Genomic DNA, 20,979 nt, shown 5'->3' on the forward strand with positions numbered 1-20,979 from the left:
TCATGTCTAAACTAAGCTGTCCATATTTGTATAAAATAGGCTCTTTGTCAGCAAATGTTGGTGAAGAAAATCCAAAGAATTAAATCAATTAGTATGATTTCTAGAGGAACATTCCTCTAGTTTTTTTTCTTTAAAAAGAATGGTGTCAAAACACAAAGAAATTCTCAATTTGAAATTGTAAACGTTACGAAACCCGTAAGTATTTCTCTTTAACACTTTAATATGATTATTTAAACATTCTAATGGTTTATTAGAATAAGGCAATTCTAACCCATGATTAATTTCATTTTGAACCTTCTTAAAAGTATCAATAGGCGATTGATAGTAGATATGAAGACAGCGGAAATCTTCGTCTAATAGTGCATAAAACCGAGCGAAATCTCTTGTCTGTACGGCATAAAGAAAGTCCTGATAACAGGCGTTGCCCCTTTTCAACTCGTCATCATACGTAAGTAATCGATCAATGACTTCTGTTTCAGTTAAATAGATACGAAATGAAGAACGCCAAAGACGTTTTTCAAAATCAAGCTTCGATTGATTTTTTTTGAAGAAGTTTCCAGTATTTCTTCAAATGTCGATACTTTTTCGCTTCTGTATTTCCCTGATGAAGAAACCTGTTCATTCGCTGAATACAGAGTTTTAAAAAGGCTCGACTAATGTGTTGTACGTTAGGAGAGCGATCAAGAATAATCTGAGCTGTTGGAAATAGCTTTTTGACTGAAGAGAAATAAGGGCGTACATATCGCAAAAAATAGACTTTACTTTTTTACGAACAGACTAAGGAAATCATGAAAAATAACGCTCTAGAAAAGGGAGCTGATGGTTTTTAACGACATCAATTAACTGCTTTGTTTGAGCATCCATCATGATGAAGCTCATAGAAGCCGCGACTTGCCTAACTGAGTTGAATTCATCGAAGCAGAGGACTTCAGGCAATATGAGTTGATTGATTTTTTAGGTTCATAAAATCGTTTCAAGACACGATACACAAGGGAAACGGAGACCTATTTTTGACGTGAAAATTCACTTATCGAGGTGACTTTTCTGAGTCGATCGGCAATGGACAGCTTCACTATAGTTGAAATCGAACAATGTTTTTCAATCAGTAAAATCAGACAAGTGGTATAACCTCAACATACAATCGCCTCCTTTTCTTCTTTCTCAGTGGGGACAAATATGAGCTGAATAATCAAGCCTACCAGAGAAGACCTGACAAACTCTTTCTTTGATTCATTCCTTTTTTAAGCAACTTTCATTAAAAGTGATGTTTCAGTCTAAAATATCTAAGGTGTCTTTGATAAGAGTTGTATAGGACATCTTGATTTCCTCCTTTTTGAATGGTTTTAGACGACTTAATTCTAAAGGATATCAGGGTATCTTTTCTATTATATTGCATAAAAAAAGATGCTGGTGATTTCTCACCAACATCAGAATGTATAGAGCCCTCTTTAGATCTTTTTCACCAACATTAGTTGACAAAGAGCCTAAATAAAAGAAATGGGACAAAACCTGACGATTATCCCACTTATTTAAAATGAATTGGATTCAGCAGCTTCATAAAGATCGCTTCACCAATTTTTTGACTTATTTTGTAATTACTACTATTTTCATATCTAATACGTTATTACTAGAATCTAGTCCTTCAACCTTTGCATAATCATACTTTTTTGTTATCAGGTTACGAGCATAGTATTGAAATTTATTATTTGAAACAGGAATTACTCGTTGAGCAATACCATTGACAGACACTCGAACTTTCACAATGCCTCCAATATACGTTCCAGTAATATAAGGAGCATTTAGCTTATAACTAATGAACGCTAACATCCCAGGAGTGCCTAACATTTTTAATGGTGTCCGTTGAATTTCTGCTCTATTTCCATCCAACAAAATAATATTGACCTTATCGTCTACAAAATTTATTTTGCCTTTAGCGTAATATTTCAGTACCCCATTGGTGATCCCGATCGTTTGTAGCATACGACCATTCACTTCAATGGCCATATATTTGGCATCTCCAGTATAGGTTCCTTGAATATAGCCTTCACCTAATTTATACAAATTCACTTTCATGGAAGCAATAACATCACTAACTTTCACTGCTTTGCTAGCAATCTCTTTACCCAATTCGTCAATTGCTACAAGTTCTACTTTTGATGAAGATTTTAGTATTTTGCCTTTTGCATAATATTTAATGACGCCATCTTTTACAGCAATCTTTTGTGTCAATACTCCATCAATTCTTAAAGCGACTGTTTTAACGTTTCCTTCGTAAGTCCCCGTAATATAGTTATCTTTTCCGATAACAAACGCAGAAACTGTCAAGTTTACTGTTGACTCAGCAGGAATAATGTTGACTTTAGTTCTGTTGATTTCATTTCCAGACGTATCTAAGCCAATAACAAATACTTGATCTTTTTCAGTCATAATTTGACCTACTGCCCAATATTGGAAAGGTCCTGTAGATGCATTGATAGCTTTTTTCAGTTTCCCATTGATTTCTAAAGCAACTTTCTTGATGGCTTTTCCTGAGATTGTCCCTTTAACATATCGGCTACTTCCCATTTCGTAATTATCCACGTCAATTTTAGAATCATTTACTAATCCTAATAGAGCTTGTGCTTTTTTGATTTCAGCGGTTAATTGCGTTTTCACTTCACCTGTCGGTAAGGCATCTACTAATTTTTTCGCTGCATCGATTGTTGCTTGTGTTGTTGTGTCTTTCAACGCTGTGTGTGCGTCAGTTGTAAAGAGATTGTTGACTGCTTCTTTTACTGGTTTATTTTCAGCATCTAATAGACGTTGTGCATGCCCAAGTATTGGCTGCTGTAAAAAGGTACGCCATAAATCATTCACAACATCTAGTGTTTTTGCGCTTAAACTATCAATCATCTCTTGTGTTACATTAGGTTTCAATTTAGTATTTGTCAAAAATAAATTCATAACACTAGCTTCTAATTCTTTATTATAGTTGTACTGTCTTCTTGCTTCAGCAAGCTTTTTAGAGAGTTCTGCTTTTTTCGTTGTATCTTTTTGTATTTTCTCTATATATTTTTCGACTTCTGTAAAACTTTTTTCCGAAATTGCCTGACTAACGCCATCTTTTAGCACATAGTCTAAAAACTCTGTAGCCTTTCCAATCCAATAGGCATCATTTTCTGTCTCTGGATCTGTACTTGTACCTGCTGACAATATGTCCAGCGCTTTTTTGATTTCAGCCGCTAATTGCGTTTTCACTTCACCTGTTGGTAATGCTTGCACTAATTTTTCCGTAAAATGAATTGATGCTTCTGTTGTTTCATCTTTCAACGCTGTGTGACTTTCATTTGTAAATAAATTATCAACGGCTTCTTTTGCTGCTTGTTCTTCTATTTTTTCGCTATTGTTCTTGTCTAATAAATCTTGCGCTTTTTTGATTTCAGCCATTAATTTCGTTTTCGCTTCACCTATTGGTAATGCTTCCACTACTGTTTTCGCTGCATCTATTACTACTTGACTTGTTTTATCATCCAATAATGTGTGCATTTCGTCTCTAAATAAATTGTCGACTGCGGCTTTTGCTGCTGTATCATCATCTATAGCCCCAGCATCAGTTTGAATTTGAGTCTCACTTGTATTCGTATCGCTCTCTACTTTAGCTTCAACAGCTTGGGTATTCTCTACAGATTGTGTTTCTTCTGCTCTCACTTGCATGACAGGTAACAGTGATTGTGAAATCAACGTAGTTGTTAATAAGGTGGTAAATAATTTTTTTACTTTCATCTTTTACTTCCTCTCTTTTAACAAACTAATTCTATTTATTCTAAGTGCTAATGAATGTTTGAATGCTTCTTTGCAGCAGTCAAAATAGTTAGTTTGTTTTTCTTGCTAAAATAACTTTTTCCATCTAAAAACTATTAGACCCCCTTTGCGTAGTAAACAATAGATTATTTTAGCTTCTATAAATATGATATCTTTTTTAAAAAATCACACATGTTTTTTAAAGCGCTTTTATGATGTTTTATGACATATTTTTTTGTTTTAGGCTATTTTAAAATCATTTTCTACGAACAAACACACAGAAAATTTTAAAGAAAGATAAAATGAGTCCTATCCAATCAATTGACTCTTCCTTAATGCTCCATCGTAATCGAAATAGATGTCACGTAAAATAAATAGTCAAGCCTAACATTCCACTTTTTCATTCTTCTAAAATCGACTAGTCACCAAATCATTTAACACAGGATTGAGTTTCTTTGTCCCTTTCAATAAAAGAAGTGGGACAAAAATCAGAATTTCTTCTGACGATCGTCCCACTCATTTACTAAAAACTTGAATTACATAGTAGTCATTAATGAATTAGATTAAGCAGATTCACAATAAGTAGCTCACATTTTTAATGGTGTCCGTTGAATTTCTGTTTTATTTCCATCCAACAAAATAATATTGACCTTATCGTCTACAGAATTTATTTTGCCTTTGGCATAATATTTCAGTACCCCATTGGTGATCCCGATCGTTTGTAGCATACGCCCGTTCACTTCAATGGCCATATATTTGGCATCTCCAGTATAGGTTCCTTGAATATAGCCTTCACCTAATTTATACAAATTCACTTTCATGGAAGCAATAACATCACTAACTTTCACTGCTTTGCTAGCAATCTCTTTGCCTAATACGTCAATTGCTACAAGTTCTACTTTTGATGAAGATTTTAGTATTTTGCCTTTGGCATAATATTTAATGACGCCATCTTTTACAGCAATCTTTTGTGTCAATACTCCATCAATTTTTAAAGCGACTGTTTTAACATTTCCTTCGTAAGTCCCCGTAATATAGTTATCTTTTCCGATAACAAACGCAGAAACTGTCAAGTTTACTGTTGACTCAGCAGGAATAATGTTGACTTTAGTTCTTTTGATTTCATTTCCATAAGTATCTAAACCAATAACAAATACTTGATCTTTTTCAGTCATAATTTGACCTACTGCCCAATATTGGAAAGGTCCTGTAGATGCATTGATAGCTTTTTTCAATTCCCCATTGATTTCTAAAGCAACTTTCTTGATGGCTTTTCCTGAGATTGTCCCTTTAACATATCGGCTACTTCCCATTTCGTAATTATCCACGTCAATTTTAGAATCATTTACTAATCCTAATAGAGCTTGTGCTTTTTTGATTTCAGCGGTTAATTGCGTTTTCACTTCACCTGTCGGTAAAGCATCTACTAATTTTTTCGCTGCATCAATGGTTGCTTGGGTTGTTTTGCTATTTAATGCTTTGTGGGTCTCATTTGTAAAGAGCTTATCAACTGCTTCTTTCGCCGCTTTTTCAGCTGCTAATGCTTGATTTTTCTTATCTAATAACTCTTGCGCTTTTTGGAGTTCATCCATTAATTGCGTTTTCACTTCACCCGCTGGTAAGGTATTCACTAATTTTTTCGTTTCATCGATAGTTGCTTGGGTTGTTGTCTCTTTCAACGCTGTGTGTGCATCATTTGCAAATAGATCGTTGACTTCTTCTTTTACTGCATTTTCTCTTGATTCTTCTTCATTTTTCTTATCTAACAACTCTTGTGCTTTTTTGATTTCAGCCGTTAATTGTGTTTTCACTTCACCTGTTGGCAAGGCATCTACTAATTTTTTCGCTGCATCGATTGTTGCTTGGGTTGTTGTCTCTTTCAACGCTGTGTGTGCGTCATCTGTAAAGAGATTGTTGACCGCATCTTTTGCTGCTTTTTCTGCTGCTGCTTGATTCTTTTTATCTAATAATTCTTGTGCTTTTTTGATTTCAGCGGTTAATTGCGTTTTCACTTCACCTGTTGGCAAGGCGTCTACTAATTTTTTCGCTGCATCGATGGTTGCTTGAGTTGTTGTCTCTTTCAACGCTGTGTGTGCGTCATCTGTAAAGAGATTGTTGACCGCTTCTTTTGCTGCTTGTTCAGCTGCTGATGCTTGATTCTTTTTATCTAATAATTCTTGTGCTTTTTTGATTTCAGCGGTTAATTGCGTTTTCACTTCACCTGATGGTAAGGCGTCTACTAATTTTTTCGCTGCATCGATGGTTGCTTGGGTGGTTGTCTCTTTCAACGCTGTATGTGCGTCAGTTGTAAAGAGATTGTTGACCGCATCTTTTGCTGCTTTTTCTGCTGCTGATGCTTGATTCTTTTTGTCTAATAATTCTTGTGCTTTTTTGATTTCAGCGGTTAATTGGGTTTTCACTTCACCTGTTGGCAAGGCGTCTACTAATTTTTTCGCTGCATCGATGGTTGCTTGGGTTGTTGTCTCTTTCAACGCTGTGTGTGCGTCATCTGTAAAGAGATTGTTGACCGCATCTTTTGCTGCTTTTTCTGCTGATGCTTGATTCCTTTTATCTAATAATTCTTGTGCTTTTTTGATTTCAGCGGTTAATTGCGTTTTCACTTCACCTGATGGTAAGGCGTCTACTAATTCTTTCACTCCATCGATTATTGCTTGCGTTGTTGTGTCTTTCAACGCTGTGTGTGAGGCATCTGTGAATAGATAGTTGACGGCTATTTTTGCTGCTTGTTCAGCTGCTGATTCTTTATCCTTATCTAATATGCGCTGTGCTTTGTTAAGATATGAAGTTAGATTACTACGCCATATGTCATTCACAACACCTGATAATTTTGCTTTTAAGATATCAATCGTCGCTTGTGTTACACCCAATTTTAACTTAGTATCATTCATAACATCATTATTCAAAAATAAATTAATGATACTAGTTTCTAACCCATCATTATAGTTGTACTGTCTTCTTGCTTCAGCGGCTAATTTAGAGAGCTCTGCTTTTTTCGTTGTGTTTTTTTGGATTTTCCCTATATATTCTTCAGCTTCTGTAATAGATGCCGGCGACATTGCCTGAGCAACTCCCTCATTTAGTAGATAGTTTAAGACGTCAATAGCTTTAGCAATCCAATAGTCGTCATTCGTTGTACCCAATAGATCTTGCGCTTTTTTGATTTCAGCCGTTAATTGTGTTTTCACTTCACCTGTTGGCAAGGCGTCTACTAATTTTTTCGCTGCATCGATGGTTGCTTGGGTTGTTGTCTCTTTCAACGCTGTGTGTGCGTCATCTGTAAAGAGATTGTTGACGGCTTCTTTTGCTGCTTTTTCTGCTGCTGATGCTTGATTCTTTTTATCTAATAATTCTTGTGCTTTTTTGATTTCAGCGGTTAATTGCGTTTTCACTTCACCTGTTGGTAAGGCATCTACTAATTTTTTCGCTGCATCGATTGTTGCTTGGGTTGTTGTGTCTTTTAACGCTGTGTGTGCGTCAGTTGTAAAGAGATTGTTGACCGCTTCTTTTGCTGCTTTTTCTGCTGCTGCTGCTTGATTCTTTTTATCTAACAACTCTTGTGCTTTTTTGATTTCAGCCGTTAATTGTGTTTTCACTTCACCTGTTGGTAAGGCGTCTACTAATTTTTTCGCTGCATCGATTGTTGCTTGAGTTGTTGTGTCTTTTAACGCTGTATGTGCGTCAGTTGTAAAGAGATTGTTGACCGCATCTTTTGCTGCTTTTTCAGCTGCTGCTGCTTGATTCTTTTTATCTAACAACTCTTGTGCTTTTTTGATTTCAGCCGTTAATTGTGTTTTCACTTCACCTGTTGGCAAGGCGTCTACTAATTTTTTCGCTGCATCGATGGTTGCTTGAGTTGTTGTCTCTTTCAACGCTGTATGTGAGCTATCTGTAAAGAGATTGTTGACCGCATCTTTTGCTGCTTTTTCTGCTGTGGCTTCTTGATTCTTTTTATCTAATAAAAGCTGTGCAGTTCCAATATCTTGTGATATCGCGTTACGCCATGATTTATTCACAACATCTGGTAATTTTGCTCTTAAGCTATCAATCGTCCCTTGCGTTACATTAGGATTTAACGTACTACTATTTAAAAATAAATTATTAACACTAGCTTCTAATTCTTTATTATAGTTGAACTGTCTTCTTGCTTCAACAGCTAATTTAGAAAGCTCTGCTTTTTTCGTTGTATTTTTTTGAATTTTCTCTATATAGTTTTCGGCTTCTTTCAAACTTTTTTCCGAATTATTTTGGCCAACTCCATCTTTTAGTATATAGTCTAAGATTTCTGTTGCCTTTGCAATCCAATAGTCATCATTTTCTTGCCCTGGATTTGTACCAGCTGACAATAAATCTTGCGCTTTTTTGATTTCAGCGGTTAATTGCGTTTTCACTTCACCTGTTGGCAAGGCGTCTACTAATTTTTTCGCTGCATCGATGGTTGCTTGCGTTGTTGTCTCTTTCAACGCTGTATGTGAGCTATCTGTAAAGAGATCGTTGACGGCTTCTTTCGCTGCTTGTTCAGCTGGTGTTGACTGATTCTTATTATCTAATAAATCTTGCGCTTTTTTGATTTCAGCGGTTAATTGCGTTTTCACTTCACCTGTTGGCAAGGCGTCTACTAATTTTTTCGCTGCATCGATGGTTGCTTGCGTTGTTGTCTCTTTCAACGCTGTATGTGAGCTATCTGTAAAGAGATTGTTGACGGCTTCTTTCGCTGCTTGTTCAGCTGGTGTTGACTGATTCTTATTATCTAATAAATCTTGCGCTTTTTTGATTTCAGCCGTTAATTGGTTTTTCAATCCGCCTGGTATCACTTCATTGACTAATTTTTTCGCTGCATCAATTGTTGCTTGCGTTGTTGTATCTTTCAACGCTGTATGCGAACTATCTGTAAATAAATTATTGACCGCATCTTTTGCATTTTTTTCTACTTTATCACCGGTAAAATCGCTATTATATGAACGCCATGCTGCATCAAGAACAGCGGCTATCTGGTCACGCCATAGTTTGTTCACAACACCTGGTAATTTTGCTCTTAAGTCATCAAATATATATCGATTTAGACCCGCTTTTACTGCACCTCTACCATTATAAAATAAATCATTAACACTAGCTTCCAGATCTCTATTATAATAAAATTGTCTTTTTAGTTCTTCAAAAGAACTAATCAGAGCTTTTTTTTCATCTGGACTATTTTTAATGTGGTCTAAGGCGTCTTGAATAGATACTACAGCTTTATCTGACATAGTAGAATTAACCCCGTCTTTAAGGAAATATTCTATGGTCGACTTAGCATATGCGATCCATTGTTCATCTGATTGTTCAGAAGGATCTGGTTTTTCAATTGTTCGAGATTGAGGCGCACTCGCAACAGTCCCATCCTCTGCTTTAGCTCCAACTGTTTGGCCATTCTCTGCATATTGTGTTTCTTCTGCCCTTACTTGCATGATCGGTAAGAGTGATTGCGAAATCAACGTAGTGGTTAATAACGTGGTAAATATTTTTTTTACTTTCATCTATAATTCCTTTCTCTTATCAAACTAATTCTATTTATTCTAACGTGCTGAGGAAGGTTTGAATGCTTCTTTTCAGATGTCGATTGTTGACAGTCTACTTCTTCTAACTTAGCAGTCAAAATAGTTAGTTTGTTTTTCTTGCCAAAATAACTTTTTTCATCTAACTAAACCAGTAAACCTCCTTTACTTATTAAAAAATAGATTATTTCAGCTAGTATACATATGATAACTTTTTTTTTATTATTATACCGTTTTTTGAAAGCGGATTAATTTTCTTTTACGACATGATTTTACTTTTTAGACAGTTTAGAATATTCCTATAAAAAAATGATGAACAAAAGAATGAGAGGATCGTTCTCTATGAGCAAACACAAAAAAAATTTTAAAGAAATGATGGTTGAATCAAACAAAATAGTACATTCTGTTCGAGACTTAGCAAAAAATACGACTTATTTGAAATAACGTTATTCTATTCTAAAAGAAATAATCCTGCCTAGCAATTTCGGAAACCAATACACTGTTTTTAGAGTAAATAAAAAAGGCATTCCTTTAATTGTAAAGGAACCCCTTATAATAATTCTTCGTTGAAAAAATACGATTCATTTCAATCTTACTTAGCTCTATTGAAGGATTTTACATTATTTAGTTTCATGATTGTTTGAAACAATCATTTAAGCAAAAATATCAACTATATTGAGAGCAAAAATGAAGACTAACGGTTTTAGTAAACAGTATACTAAAAAAGAGTCGTCTCTCTATGTATACAAAAATATGGACTAGCAAAATGAAATAAAAAAGCTGTTATGTAGCTCAACGAATCATTCACTATTACGCTTTTCCTTTCTGAAAATCCTCTATTTTCTTTACCGCTTGTTTTCCGATATACAGATCAAAATCATTTCTAAATATAACGATTCCCTCAGTCCTATTTATCGTTTTTATAGCCTCAAAATTAATAATAAACGACTTTAAATTTAAAATAAATGGCGGGGACGTGAGGTCTTTTTTTATATTCGATAAGGTGTCTGTAAATAGAATCTCTTGCACATTGCTTTGCAATAACAAACCATTTCGTATCCCAGGAACAACGGCTATATAAAGAATTTCTTTGTAAGCAACTAAATTTTTTTGAGAACCAGAGGTAATTAATAATTGTTTGTCCGTATTGGTGTAATCAATTATTATCTTTTTTAGTTGCTGAACGACTTGAAAAAGCATAGTATCAAGATTTGTAGACTTTACAACATATCCTTCTGGATGAATTTTTTCGTTGATAATGTCTATTGCTTTGTTTTCAAAACCAGTTAAGTAAATAATTTTACACGAGTTACTTTTTGTTCTGATTTTTTTGCCTAGCATAATACCATCAAAGTAGGTATTTAAATCAATGTCAATGATAAAGATATCTACAGATGAAAAATCATGATCCTGTATATTATTGTAAAAATCAATGACATTGAGAATAGAAACAATGTTGAATTGTATATAACCCAAAGATTCCCTTACCTTTTCACGTAAACCTGAATTTAAATTTCTTTGAAAACTTAAACTATCTTCAATAATATAAATCGTGATCTTAACCATGCGAACGTATACTAGCCTCCAAAAATAAATTTTATTCTATTCATTACCTATAAATCTCTTACTCACTAAAGAAAACGTAGACTGATTGATCAACTGCTCTTAAGAAATATGTTTTTTCGTACGTAGAGTTACTTGGTAGACTAGGATTACTAATGGATCAATCAACAGATTTTCACACTAAATTTAGTCTATTCGTTCGTATCTTATTATAACATCTTATTTACTTTCAGTGCTATTTTTATAGTCTAAAAGAAATAGTAGCAATAGACAGTACTCATCATTTCCTACCTCGGATATTCTCTTTTGTCTTTAGTTTAATAGAGCCTTTAGTTCACTCTGCACACGTATCAATTCATTCTGATCAATTCGTTGATAAGAGATACCGTCTTGCATGAATCCTTCACCTTTCATTTGGTCCGACTTGATTGTTTCAAAGGCAGCACGATAATCTCCTACCAATGTTTGTATATTTTGAAAAGATAGGTCTGTTTTTACCTGCTTACTCATGACTTCTAGAATTGATTTATAATTTGTTACGCCTTTCATACTCAACATCTGGTGCGCGATTCCCGTTATGATTTGACGTTGGCGCGCTTGTCTACCATAGTCACCATTGGGGTCGTCATAACGCATGCGTGCATACTTTAGTGCTAGTTTGCCATCCAACTGTTGTTTGCCTTTTACGAAAGTCGTTTTTTGATAATTAAACTCAAATGGATTATTCACTTCGATTCCGTCAACAATATCAACTAAAGACATGATCCCTTCCATGTTGATCGTCACGTAATGATCGATTGGGATATCCAAGAGTTTTTCTACCGTATCCATTGACATTCCTGCTCCACCAAATGCATATGCATGATTTATTTTATCTTGCGTGTTGTGTCCAACAATCTCTGTATAGGTATCACGGGGCAAACTTAGCAACAGCGATTGCTTCGTTGACGGATTTACCGTTGCCACAATCATTGTATCCGATCGGCCTTGCTCCGTACGACCAAGTGCGCCAGTATCCACTCCTAAAAGAAGAATACTAAAAGGTTCAGATCCAGACATACGTTCAGAATGCCCTTCAGATCGACTAATTGGGGGGTTAATGATATTTTTTTTACGTTCTGCCACTTCGTAGGTATCATTCATTGCTGATTCTATATTGTAGTATGCTCTAACGACAATACCAAATAGAGCAAATATAGTCATTAATAAGAATACGATTATAATTAGTCCTATTTTTTTTGATTGCTTTATATGTTTGACTCTTTGTTTTTTTTTTGTTTTAGACATTTAATTCCACTCTCTTGTTAGATGGTTTTGCTTAATGACTTAATGCAAAAGTTCATCCTATGTGATTTCATTCCACTTCTTGCTAAAGCAAATTTTTTTCTTAATAAGATAATCTTAGTTTTTCATAGGCCTCCTCATTTATTATCTCAGTTTGTGTATATTTTTCTTGAAGAATAGTCAAAATTTGTCTTGATGCGGTTCCATCTCCATATGGATTCTCTACGTTGCACATTTTCTTATGCTTTTCCACATCGTTTAACAATTCTTCCATTGCTTGTTTCACATTTGATTTTTTAGTTCCGATAAGTTTTAATATTCCTGATTTGACTCCTTCTGGTCGCTCAGTCGTTTCTCTCAACACCAATACTGGAACTTTTAACGCAGAGGCTTCTTCTTGTACACCGCCTGAATCGCTAAGAATGAAGTAACACTTGGAAGCAATGTTATGAAAATCGATAACATCCATCGGGTCAACTAAGTGTATTCTGTCGTGAAAACCTAATACTTGTTTCGCTAACTTCTGTATCTTAGGATTTAAATGTACAGGAAAGATAACTTCTACATTCTTATTACTTTCTACAACTTCCAAAACAGATTCAAAAACGTCTTGCATAGGTTGACCTAGATTTTCCCTGCGATGCATCGTAAAAAGTATTTTTTTTGATGTTTGAGTCAATTTGTCCAAAATAGGATGTTGATAATCCTCTTTAACCGTATAATTTAGTGCATCTACAACAGTATTTCCTGTGATATAAATATTTTTAGCATCATGGTTTTCTTTCAACAAATTTTCAGCTGCATCCATAGTAGGCGCAAAATAGTAGTCCGCTAATACATCTGTAACTTGTCTGTTTATTTCTTCTGGAAACGGCGAGAGTTTATTAAATGTACGTAGCCCCGCTTCAACATGCCCAATTGGAACTTTATTATAGAATGCCGAAATACTTGCTGCAAACGTCGTTGTTGTGTCACCATGAACTAAAAGAATATCTGGCTTTTCTTTCTTAAAAATTAAATCTAATCCATTGATCACATCAGTAGTTATTTTTGTTAATGTTTGATTTTCTTTCATAATATTCAAGTCATAGTCTGCTTTAATGTCGAAAAAAGCCAATACCTGATCTAGCATTTGTCTGTGCTGTGCAGTCGTTACGACAATTGATTCAAAAATTTCTTTTTGTTTATTCAGTTCAATAATTATTGGTGCCATTTTAATCGCTTCAGGTCGAGTACCAAAAATGGTCATTACTTTAATTTTCCTCATATAATTACACTCTTTTCTCATCTTAAAATTATATACACATTGTAAATGAACGCTAAAATGATAATCGAAATATACACAACCGAATACCATTTGCAATTCAATTTTCTTTTCAGAATTTGTTTCTTACTTAAAAAACGTTTTTTTTCATTTTTTTTCTTATATTTTCTTTTTTTTATCTCTGATAATTCATTAAAATTCTTAATAAATAACTGGAATTCTTCAAGAACTTCCTCGGTTGCACCAAATTTCATTAATTTTCCTTGATCTAACCATAGTACTTTATTACATAAGCTTCTCACTTGAGACATAGAATGACTGACAAAAATAATTGTTACACCTACTTTGTTCTTCTCTAAGAGTTTATCTAAGCATTTTTGATAAAATGTTTGATCTCCTACAGCCAAAGCTTCATCTATCACTAAAATATCTGTATTCAAATGAATCGCTATGCTAAACCCAAGTTTCGCCTTCATACCACTCGAGTATAATTTGATTGGTTGATTGATAAACTGATTAAGTTCTGAAAACTTTATAATTTTGGGAATGATTTTTTCTATTTCCTTTTCTTTTATCCCGTGATATAAACACTTTAATTTTATATTGTCGACTCCAGATAAGTTTGGTTTCAATCCGGCATTGATTGCTAGTAAAGAAGTACTTCCCTGATGGAAAACTTTTCCATACGTTGGTTTACTCATTTCAGCAATCAAATCAGACAGTGTTGATTTTCCTGATCCATTTAGTCCAACTAATCCAACGATATCTCCTTTTTTGATTTCAAAAGAAACATTGTCGACGGCCTTTAAAATTATTTTTTGTTTTCGATCGAATAAACTATATGACTCAATTTTTTTTAAAGAAAAATGTTTGGTAACATTTCTAAATTCAACGACAGTCAACGTTAACCTCCATTAAATATAATTATTGTATTTATACCTATATCTAGTATGAATAAAAGCACCGATAGAATAGATGATCAGAACAAAATTCCAAAAATATAAGTGATTCACTTCTTTGATGCCGGCTTGTCCTATGCCAAACATGCCAAAACGAAATCCTTGAATTAAAAACATAATCGGGTTTAATTGTAGGACTTTATATAATAAACGCTCGTTACTTAAATTAAATTGAACAATAACACCTGAAACAAAAATCAATAATCTCATCGCTGAATTTAACATTAGTTTGAAATCCTTAAAGATTATAGTAATTGTTGATGTTAAAATATTCAGGGAAAAAACAAAAATAATCATCGCTATCGTATAATAGACCAACCAAAAAAATTGGATATAGAGCAGATAATTAGAAAGAAAAGAAAACAGCAACAGCAACGATCCCATAATAATAAAATTGGGCATATTATTGACAAGAACAACTGTAGGTATAATCGCAGTTGGCATGTTTGTCTTAGATATGATAGATAATTGGCTATAAATTGAATTCGCTCCTTGTGTTATATTACTACTGATATAAAACCATGGAATAATTCCAGCTAGAAGCCAAAGAATATAAGGGATATTATGCTCTGAAACGGTCCCTTTATTCATAGCAACACCAAAAATCAAATAATAGATAGCCACTTGAATACACGGATTCAAAATCTCCCAAAATCGGCCAATTTTGTATGAAGCATAGTTCGCTTTTCTTTCAAATCTAGAAATTCTTATAATCAAACGCCAGTTTACTAACTGAGCATGAATCACTTCAATAGATGATCTCATTTTTTTCCTCTCTTTTTATTAAGAATATCTGTAAGTGTTTTTCTCAAAAAAGGAGAAAAGAAACTCCCTGTTTGTGAATGGTCTGAGTAGCTTTGAATATCTAAATTATAGGCAACATTAACTGAATCACAGTAATTTAAGTAGGGTAATAAATGCTCCTTATAATGATAGTCTTGATCGCCAATATGAAAAAATAATTCTGGTCTTTTTTTGTTACAAGCCATCCTCATATAAAGTATAGTATTATAGTACTCAGACATTGCTTGCTCATTTTCTCCGTGTAGAAATGTATAGACCTTTCTCATATACTTGTTCTTACAAACGCTCTTTAAAAAATCACTGATTTTGATTTGGGGTGCACCAACAATTGCCTGTCCGTAATTATAAGTCAGTGCATAATACAATGCTGCTGACCCACCCTTACTTGAACCTGTAGATATAATATTTTGGCTTGCTATTTCTAATTCATTTGCTTTCGTTGTAATCAACGAATTAATCGCACGTTCAAACTCTCTATTCCCTTTTTCTCCAAGATAATAGCAAAATTTATTTTGAAAATCATCAAGGATATATAAGCGGTGAATTGGCAAACCATCAAGCGTTTTTATATAATTATAAACTGGGGGTCCTCCTTTAAATTCTTTCGAAGAAATACCCGAAAAACAAATAACGAGAATATCTGATTTGATTGGACTTTCTTTAAAAACATAACGAACAGGAACGTCATTAAAATAAACTTGTTCATTGTAGTAGGTTGTTTTCATTATTTTTTTATTCGTCAGATCGATTGGGCAAATATCAGTATTCTTATTTATAATTAGTTTTTTCTTTTTTTTGATAAATACTTGGCATTTGTAATTTCCACTCTCAGTGACGTTATAGCTAATGGTCAATGCTTTTTTAACTATTTTTTTGTAAGGAAACCGCTGAATAATGCCGCCTTCTTTCCATATATAATAGGCATATTCATAATTTTGTCCTGTCTCAAGCTTAACTAGGTCAAATGTCCATACAGCATTAGTATGCGCCATTTCTTGCTTTAAAAATATTAATTCTTCTGTAATCATTCCTCCCTCCCCTTTCTAAAATCAATTACTATTATCTAATTTTCAGATATATTAATAATCATTTTTTTTAGTTTTTTGATAATAATAGTGGAATTGAAATATTTTTTAGGATAATTAGCTAGTCCTTCTCGATCTATGTCTACATATTCATTTAATTTTAGTATCATTTGAACCATCTCATCAGTATTCTGTCTGATGAATGTCGTGGGATAAATAGTTTGTGCCCCTTCCCAATTTATAACACATGGCACTGACCCTGCCGCCATTCCTTCCATTGGCCCTAAATGAAAGCTCTCATTATCACTTGTGGAAAGAACGACGCCGATCTTCTCAAACCATTTGTTCATATCAGAGCCATGTTTATCAAAATACACATGTTTTTTTAAATGGCTATTTTCTATGCGCTCAAATTGTTTGGTATAATAGTTTAATTCTTCCGGTCTATTCTTCATCCAGTCCAGATCTTTAGGTAATTTACTCTTGATAAATAATTTGTAGCGATTATCTATTTCTATTAGTTTTTCAATGATGTCCAACGCTCTATCTATTCTTTTTAGTTCAGGTAAAATACCGACCATTCCAATATGATATTGGGCGTTTTTATCTTTGTTTGTTGTATAATCGCTAGTGTCAATCATATTGTAAATCGTTGTGAGTTTCTCTTTTGGTAATTGACATTCATCATGAAACTTTTCATACATCAAAGGCGAAATAACAATAAATTGATCAATGTTTTTTAAGAGATAGTCTTTTGGGTACACAGTCTTAACTTCTTGAGCATGTAAGCGGACAATTAATTTTTGATGTTGCTTTTTATAGGTTGAATACCATACCGCATTTCCTAAGCCCCATTCACAAAAAATAATATCTGCCCATTCTAACAATTCTTTACTCTCTTTTTCATTATGTTTATTATGACCTTGCCAATGATCAATCTTAACATCAAACTTTCTATCATTTTTCCAAGCGGTGATTGCTGAATCTAAAAACTTCAAATCATGTCCAGCTACTAATAGCTTAATAGGTTTTTTATAGAAAGACCACAAGACAGAATTTAATCGCTGATAGCTATTTTCGAATGTAAAAGGTTGTACCGCATCAAAACACTGTTTACTTACTTCATGATAAAATTCAATATCGTTAAATAATCTTCTGATTTTTTCAATACATTCCTTTTCATTCGACACAAATAGAGGATAGTCTTTTCCTAAAAGCTTTTGGTGTATCCGAGTAGGTCTACAAATAACTGGTTTACCTAATCGACCGTATTCTAGCAACTTTGTTGATAGTTCAACACTATCGTAGCTGTCAATAGTATCAGAACGATAACTAAAGCCGACATCTGAACTTGCAATGATTTCTTGACTTTCTTGTCTGGAAACAGCGCCATACCAAGTTAGGTTATAACTTGTTTCGAGTCGCTTTATAATTTCTTCTTTTTTGTTTATTAATTCCCCTTGAAATTTATCTCCAGCAATTGCTAAATGAGCGCCATCTTCATACTCCTTTAGTTTTTCAAATATATCTAATAACTCTTCTATATACCAGTCTGCAGCAAATTTACCAGTATACACAATTTGGCTATTTTTATTTCTAAATACAGGGGTTTTCGTGATATTGGGAATCATAGGATATAAGAGTGCAACTTTTTTAGGTTTCTGTTCAATAATCATGCTAAACGACCTCCTCATTTCAGGTGTTTGCATGAAAATTCTAGGAAATCGTTGATAAATTTCTTGCAATACTCTTTTTTCTTTCATTGATATTTTAGAAGCGTCATGTTCAAAATTAGTAATATAAGGAATCGTTTTTTTGCTTAACACCTCATTGTCTTTTAGTTCATTCACTAAGTCCAATCCTCTAACGATAATCACGTGGTAGTGATTCTTCTCATCTAACTTTTGGATGATTTCGACAGCTTCTCTAACATTCATACGAAGTCCATTTTCAAATGAATAATTTGGAAATAGACTTCGTGGGTCGATTATTTTAGTATTTTTTACATTAGACATTTCATCCACTAACAAACGATGTTTCATTTTCGATTTTAACAAGACATCCGTTAAAATATTTTCTCCTTCTGCTAACATTTTAATCATTGATGTCAGCCACACCGACGAACCATCAATATAGTTTAAATCTACGTCACCATAAACTAATACGCTTAATTTTCTCAATGACTATTTCTCCTTTATATGTCAAACCTCTGCTGATCTTTCGCTAATAAAATCCTACCGTTCTTGATAAAATTAGCATTATCAATACTAAAAATCCGCTTTCCAGAACGAAACTCATAATCTAAAGAGGCTTCTTCTTTCATCCTATTTATAAATTCTATCGCATTATCTGTTGTTGAATAATTTGTTCTCACTAACGAACAGCTCCAGTTGCCTTGATTTGAATAGCTAAATTCTTGTCCTTCACCAACTTCTAAAATCTTGTATTCCTCATATTCGTAATAATTATTTTTCGTCACAATATCTGCCTTGCTATAGATCGATCCTGCTATTAAATCTTCAATAAAATGTTTTCCATAGAAATGTCTAGAGTCCATAAAAATGAAATATTTAGTCTTGATCAACTGCGTCATTTTCTTACAAGCATTTACTTTAGTCTTTATAATAACTTCAATATTTTTTTGTTTGTTCAACTCTAAAAAATCGATATTTTTAGGATTAATAGTGGACAAAATCAATAGTTTTTTATTTGAATACATTTGATTATTGTAAATCGATCTTATTTCCTCAAGCTCTTCAGTTGTATCAGCTTCAGCAATGATTGTCACATCTTCGGCTAAATCAAATTTGATATTCAAATTTTTTAAGATAAATTGGAGTCGGTTAGAATACGTATGATTTAACATAACTTCTCGAATTCCTTGCAATTTTTTTCGCTTATAGGATTCTTTATCCTCTATAATCTTTGCAAATTTTTCTTTTAAGCTTTCGTCTTTGTCGCCGATTATAACAATATCACCAAACATTTTTTTTATACCTTCAGAATAACTACTAATGATCGGCGTTCCACTCGCTAAGCCTTCAAAAACTCTTCTTGAAAACATAGTAGGAGAGTACTTGATACTATTAACGTTGGCTATAAAATTGTATCCTTTATATGCTAGCGCAATTTCACTATAAGCTAAGCTTCCTTTTACATTCGTTCGAAACCTTTCCGGAAAAGAAAAATCAGTAATCCCTTGCTGGCTTTTTTCGAAGTTACGATCATAAATGTCCAATCCTAAAGAAGAAGCAACATCTAAGACCTCTTCCATATCGTTTTTCCTATCAATATGTCTGTTCGCATAATAAGAGCCTGCAAATGAGACTTTATTTTTACGGCCTTCACGTATATCTATAGGATTATGAAATTGAGGCTGTGCAGAGAATGGTAAAGCGTAAACCTGATCGTGTTTGCATCTTTCCTTATACGTTTCAATTAAATTTGAATCGGTTGTATAGATATAATCAAATTTTTTGGCTGCGTCAATAAATTTATCAAAGTGAATCGGATCTTCTTTATTCCAGAAAATTGTCGGTATCGCTCTTTTTTTACACCAATCTAATAAATTCGCTAATTCTGACCCATCCTCATTTGCATACTTACCAATTTTGTATTCCCAGGAACCTTGATTTCCTTTCCAAGCACTTTCAACAAATAAAAAATCTGGTTTGTTTTCATCCAAAACCTTTTCAAAATCAGCTGGAGTAAACGTAATTAAGCTAACTTCTTCTTTATAGCAACTTGTTGTAAATTCATCAAAAATAGCTGCAACATTCAACTGTTTTAAGTGAGTGATTTTTTTATTTTTTTTCTTTATTGGTTGAGATTGATAGGAAATAGTTGGCTTATCTTCAAGGTCAGTATAACGATTAATAGTACCATTCTTTAAACTGGCGATCCCTTTGCCACTAATTTTTACAGCTATCCGTACTGAATAGGTTTGATCAGACATCTTATGGACAAAGGAACTTTTACATGAATATAATGTAGATTTTAGTTTTTTCAAATGGCTATACTCGATAATCGCTATGTGTACGGTTAATTTCCCTACAATATCAAAATTCATTTCGCACTTTATTTTTTCATTTGGATATACCTCTAGTTTTTGTTTGGGCAAACTATTAAAATATGTATTTTTTTCGATTAATGAGACATAATTTGACTGATCTGAGGCATTCACAAATACAATTTCATTTTCTTGTGCTTGGATGTTTATTTCAGGATTGGAACAAAACCAGTTATCAGATGTCATTAGCTGTTTTTCCTGTAAAATTGTTGGATTTATTATTGATAATAGATTTTCACGCATTTGCATGATCTCAGTTGAAATATTGCTCATCCTACTAAACACCTCTTTTTCTATTTAAAAATTTCCAATATTTTCTAGTTGCTTTGATTATCTTAGTGTTGTTTAATTTAATTGTTTCATTTTCAAAATAGTCTTTTTCGCTCTTTACTTTTTTATATTTTCCCTTTAAATCTTCTAGTTCTTTTGTAATCTCTGTCATTTTTTCAATTATTTGATATTTTTCTTGTTCACTATCAGAAATTTCTTTAGATGCCTTGTCTAATAATAGGATCATTTCTTTTAATCTTATCTCTGATTCCTTTTTTTTATCATTAGTATTAGACTTTTTTTCATGTTCGATTTTATAATTTTCTAAATCATGAAGTGCTTGATTTCTTTCTTCTTTTAGCTGTGCCATTTCTTCTATCAAATTACTAAGTTCCAAGTCTTTTCACCT

At 33.3% G+C, this 20,979-nt stretch carries 11 protein-coding genes and 1 pseudogene; all 12 read right to left on the reverse strand.

All coding sequences use genetic code 11. The features are described from left to right. Positions 1-84: 84 nt before the first annotated feature. The 12 genes and pseudogenes from IGI43_RS09275 to IGI43_RS09330 all read right to left on the reverse strand — a co-directional run bounded on the left by IGI43_RS09275 (position 85) and on the right by IGI43_RS09330 (position 20,952). A pseudogene (locus IGI43_RS09275) lies at positions 85-1,266 on the reverse strand (ISL3 family transposase). 318 nt (positions 1,267-1,584) lie between these two features. After that, positions 1,585-3,762 carry an immunoglobulin-like domain-containing protein gene (locus tag IGI43_RS09280; RefSeq protein ID WP_438757512.1) on the reverse strand — a complete coding sequence of 726 codons (2,178 nt, stop codon included), beginning with the start codon at positions 3,760-3,762 and terminating at the stop codon, positions 1,585-1,587. 605 nt (positions 3,763-4,367) lie between these two features. Next, positions 4,368-9,314, reverse strand: coding sequence for a toxin Cry1Ac domain D-VI-related protein (locus IGI43_RS09285; RefSeq protein WP_438757513.1), 4,947 nt, complete (start codon positions 9,312-9,314; stop codon positions 4,368-4,370). An 828-nt stretch (positions 9,315-10,142) separates the two neighbouring features. Beyond that, positions 10,143-10,898 (reverse strand): LytR/AlgR family response regulator transcription factor, encoded by a 756-nt coding sequence (locus IGI43_RS09290; protein WP_438757514.1) that lies wholly within the window; start codon positions 10,896-10,898, stop codon positions 10,143-10,145. A gap of 309 nt (positions 10,899-11,207) precedes the next feature. Further along, positions 11,208-12,182, reverse strand: a complete 975-nt coding sequence (locus tag IGI43_RS09295; RefSeq protein ID WP_438757515.1) for an LCP family glycopolymer transferase — start codon at positions 12,180-12,182, stop codon at positions 11,208-11,210. Between the two features lie 100 nt (positions 12,183-12,282). Further along, positions 12,283-13,446 (reverse strand): non-hydrolyzing UDP-N-acetylglucosamine 2-epimerase, encoded by a 1,164-nt coding sequence (wecB, locus tag IGI43_RS09300; RefSeq protein ID WP_438757516.1) that lies wholly within the window; start codon positions 13,444-13,446, stop codon positions 12,283-12,285. Between the two features lie 17 nt (positions 13,447-13,463). Continuing rightward, the gene (locus IGI43_RS09305; RefSeq protein WP_438757517.1) at positions 13,464-14,345 is read right to left on the reverse strand and encodes an ABC transporter ATP-binding protein; all 882 of its coding nucleotides are present in this window, start codon (positions 14,343-14,345) and stop codon (positions 13,464-13,466) included. A gap of 12 nt (positions 14,346-14,357) precedes the next feature. After that, positions 14,358-15,167: an ABC transporter permease gene (locus IGI43_RS09310; protein ID WP_438757518.1), complete on the reverse strand. Its 810-nt coding sequence runs from the start codon at positions 15,165-15,167 to the stop codon at positions 14,358-14,360. Then, positions 15,164-16,234 carry an accessory Sec system protein Asp2 gene (locus tag IGI43_RS09315; RefSeq protein ID WP_438757519.1) on the reverse strand — a complete coding sequence of 357 codons (1,071 nt, stop codon included), beginning with the start codon at positions 16,232-16,234 and terminating at the stop codon, positions 15,164-15,166. Before IGI43_RS09315 ends, IGI43_RS09310 begins: the two co-directional genes overlap by 4 nt. A gap of 35 nt (positions 16,235-16,269) precedes the next feature. After that, entirely contained in the window at positions 16,270-18,411 is a 2,142-nt protein-coding gene (locus IGI43_RS09320; protein ID WP_438757520.1) for a glycosyltransferase, read from the reverse strand. 14 nt (positions 18,412-18,425) lie between these two features. After that, positions 18,426-20,549: a CgeB family protein gene (locus tag IGI43_RS09325; RefSeq protein ID WP_438757521.1), complete on the reverse strand. Its 2,124-nt coding sequence runs from the start codon at positions 20,547-20,549 to the stop codon at positions 18,426-18,428. Between the two features lie 28 nt (positions 20,550-20,577). Beyond that, entirely contained in the window at positions 20,578-20,952 is a 375-nt protein-coding gene (locus IGI43_RS09330; RefSeq protein ID WP_438757522.1) for a hypothetical protein, read from the reverse strand. Between the last annotated feature and the right edge of the window lie 27 nt (positions 20,953-20,979).

Origin of the sequence: Enterococcus sp. AZ126 (assembly GCF_051714545.1) — a bacterium.
Classification (GTDB): Bacteria; Bacillota; Bacilli; order Lactobacillales; family Enterococcaceae; genus Enterococcus_L.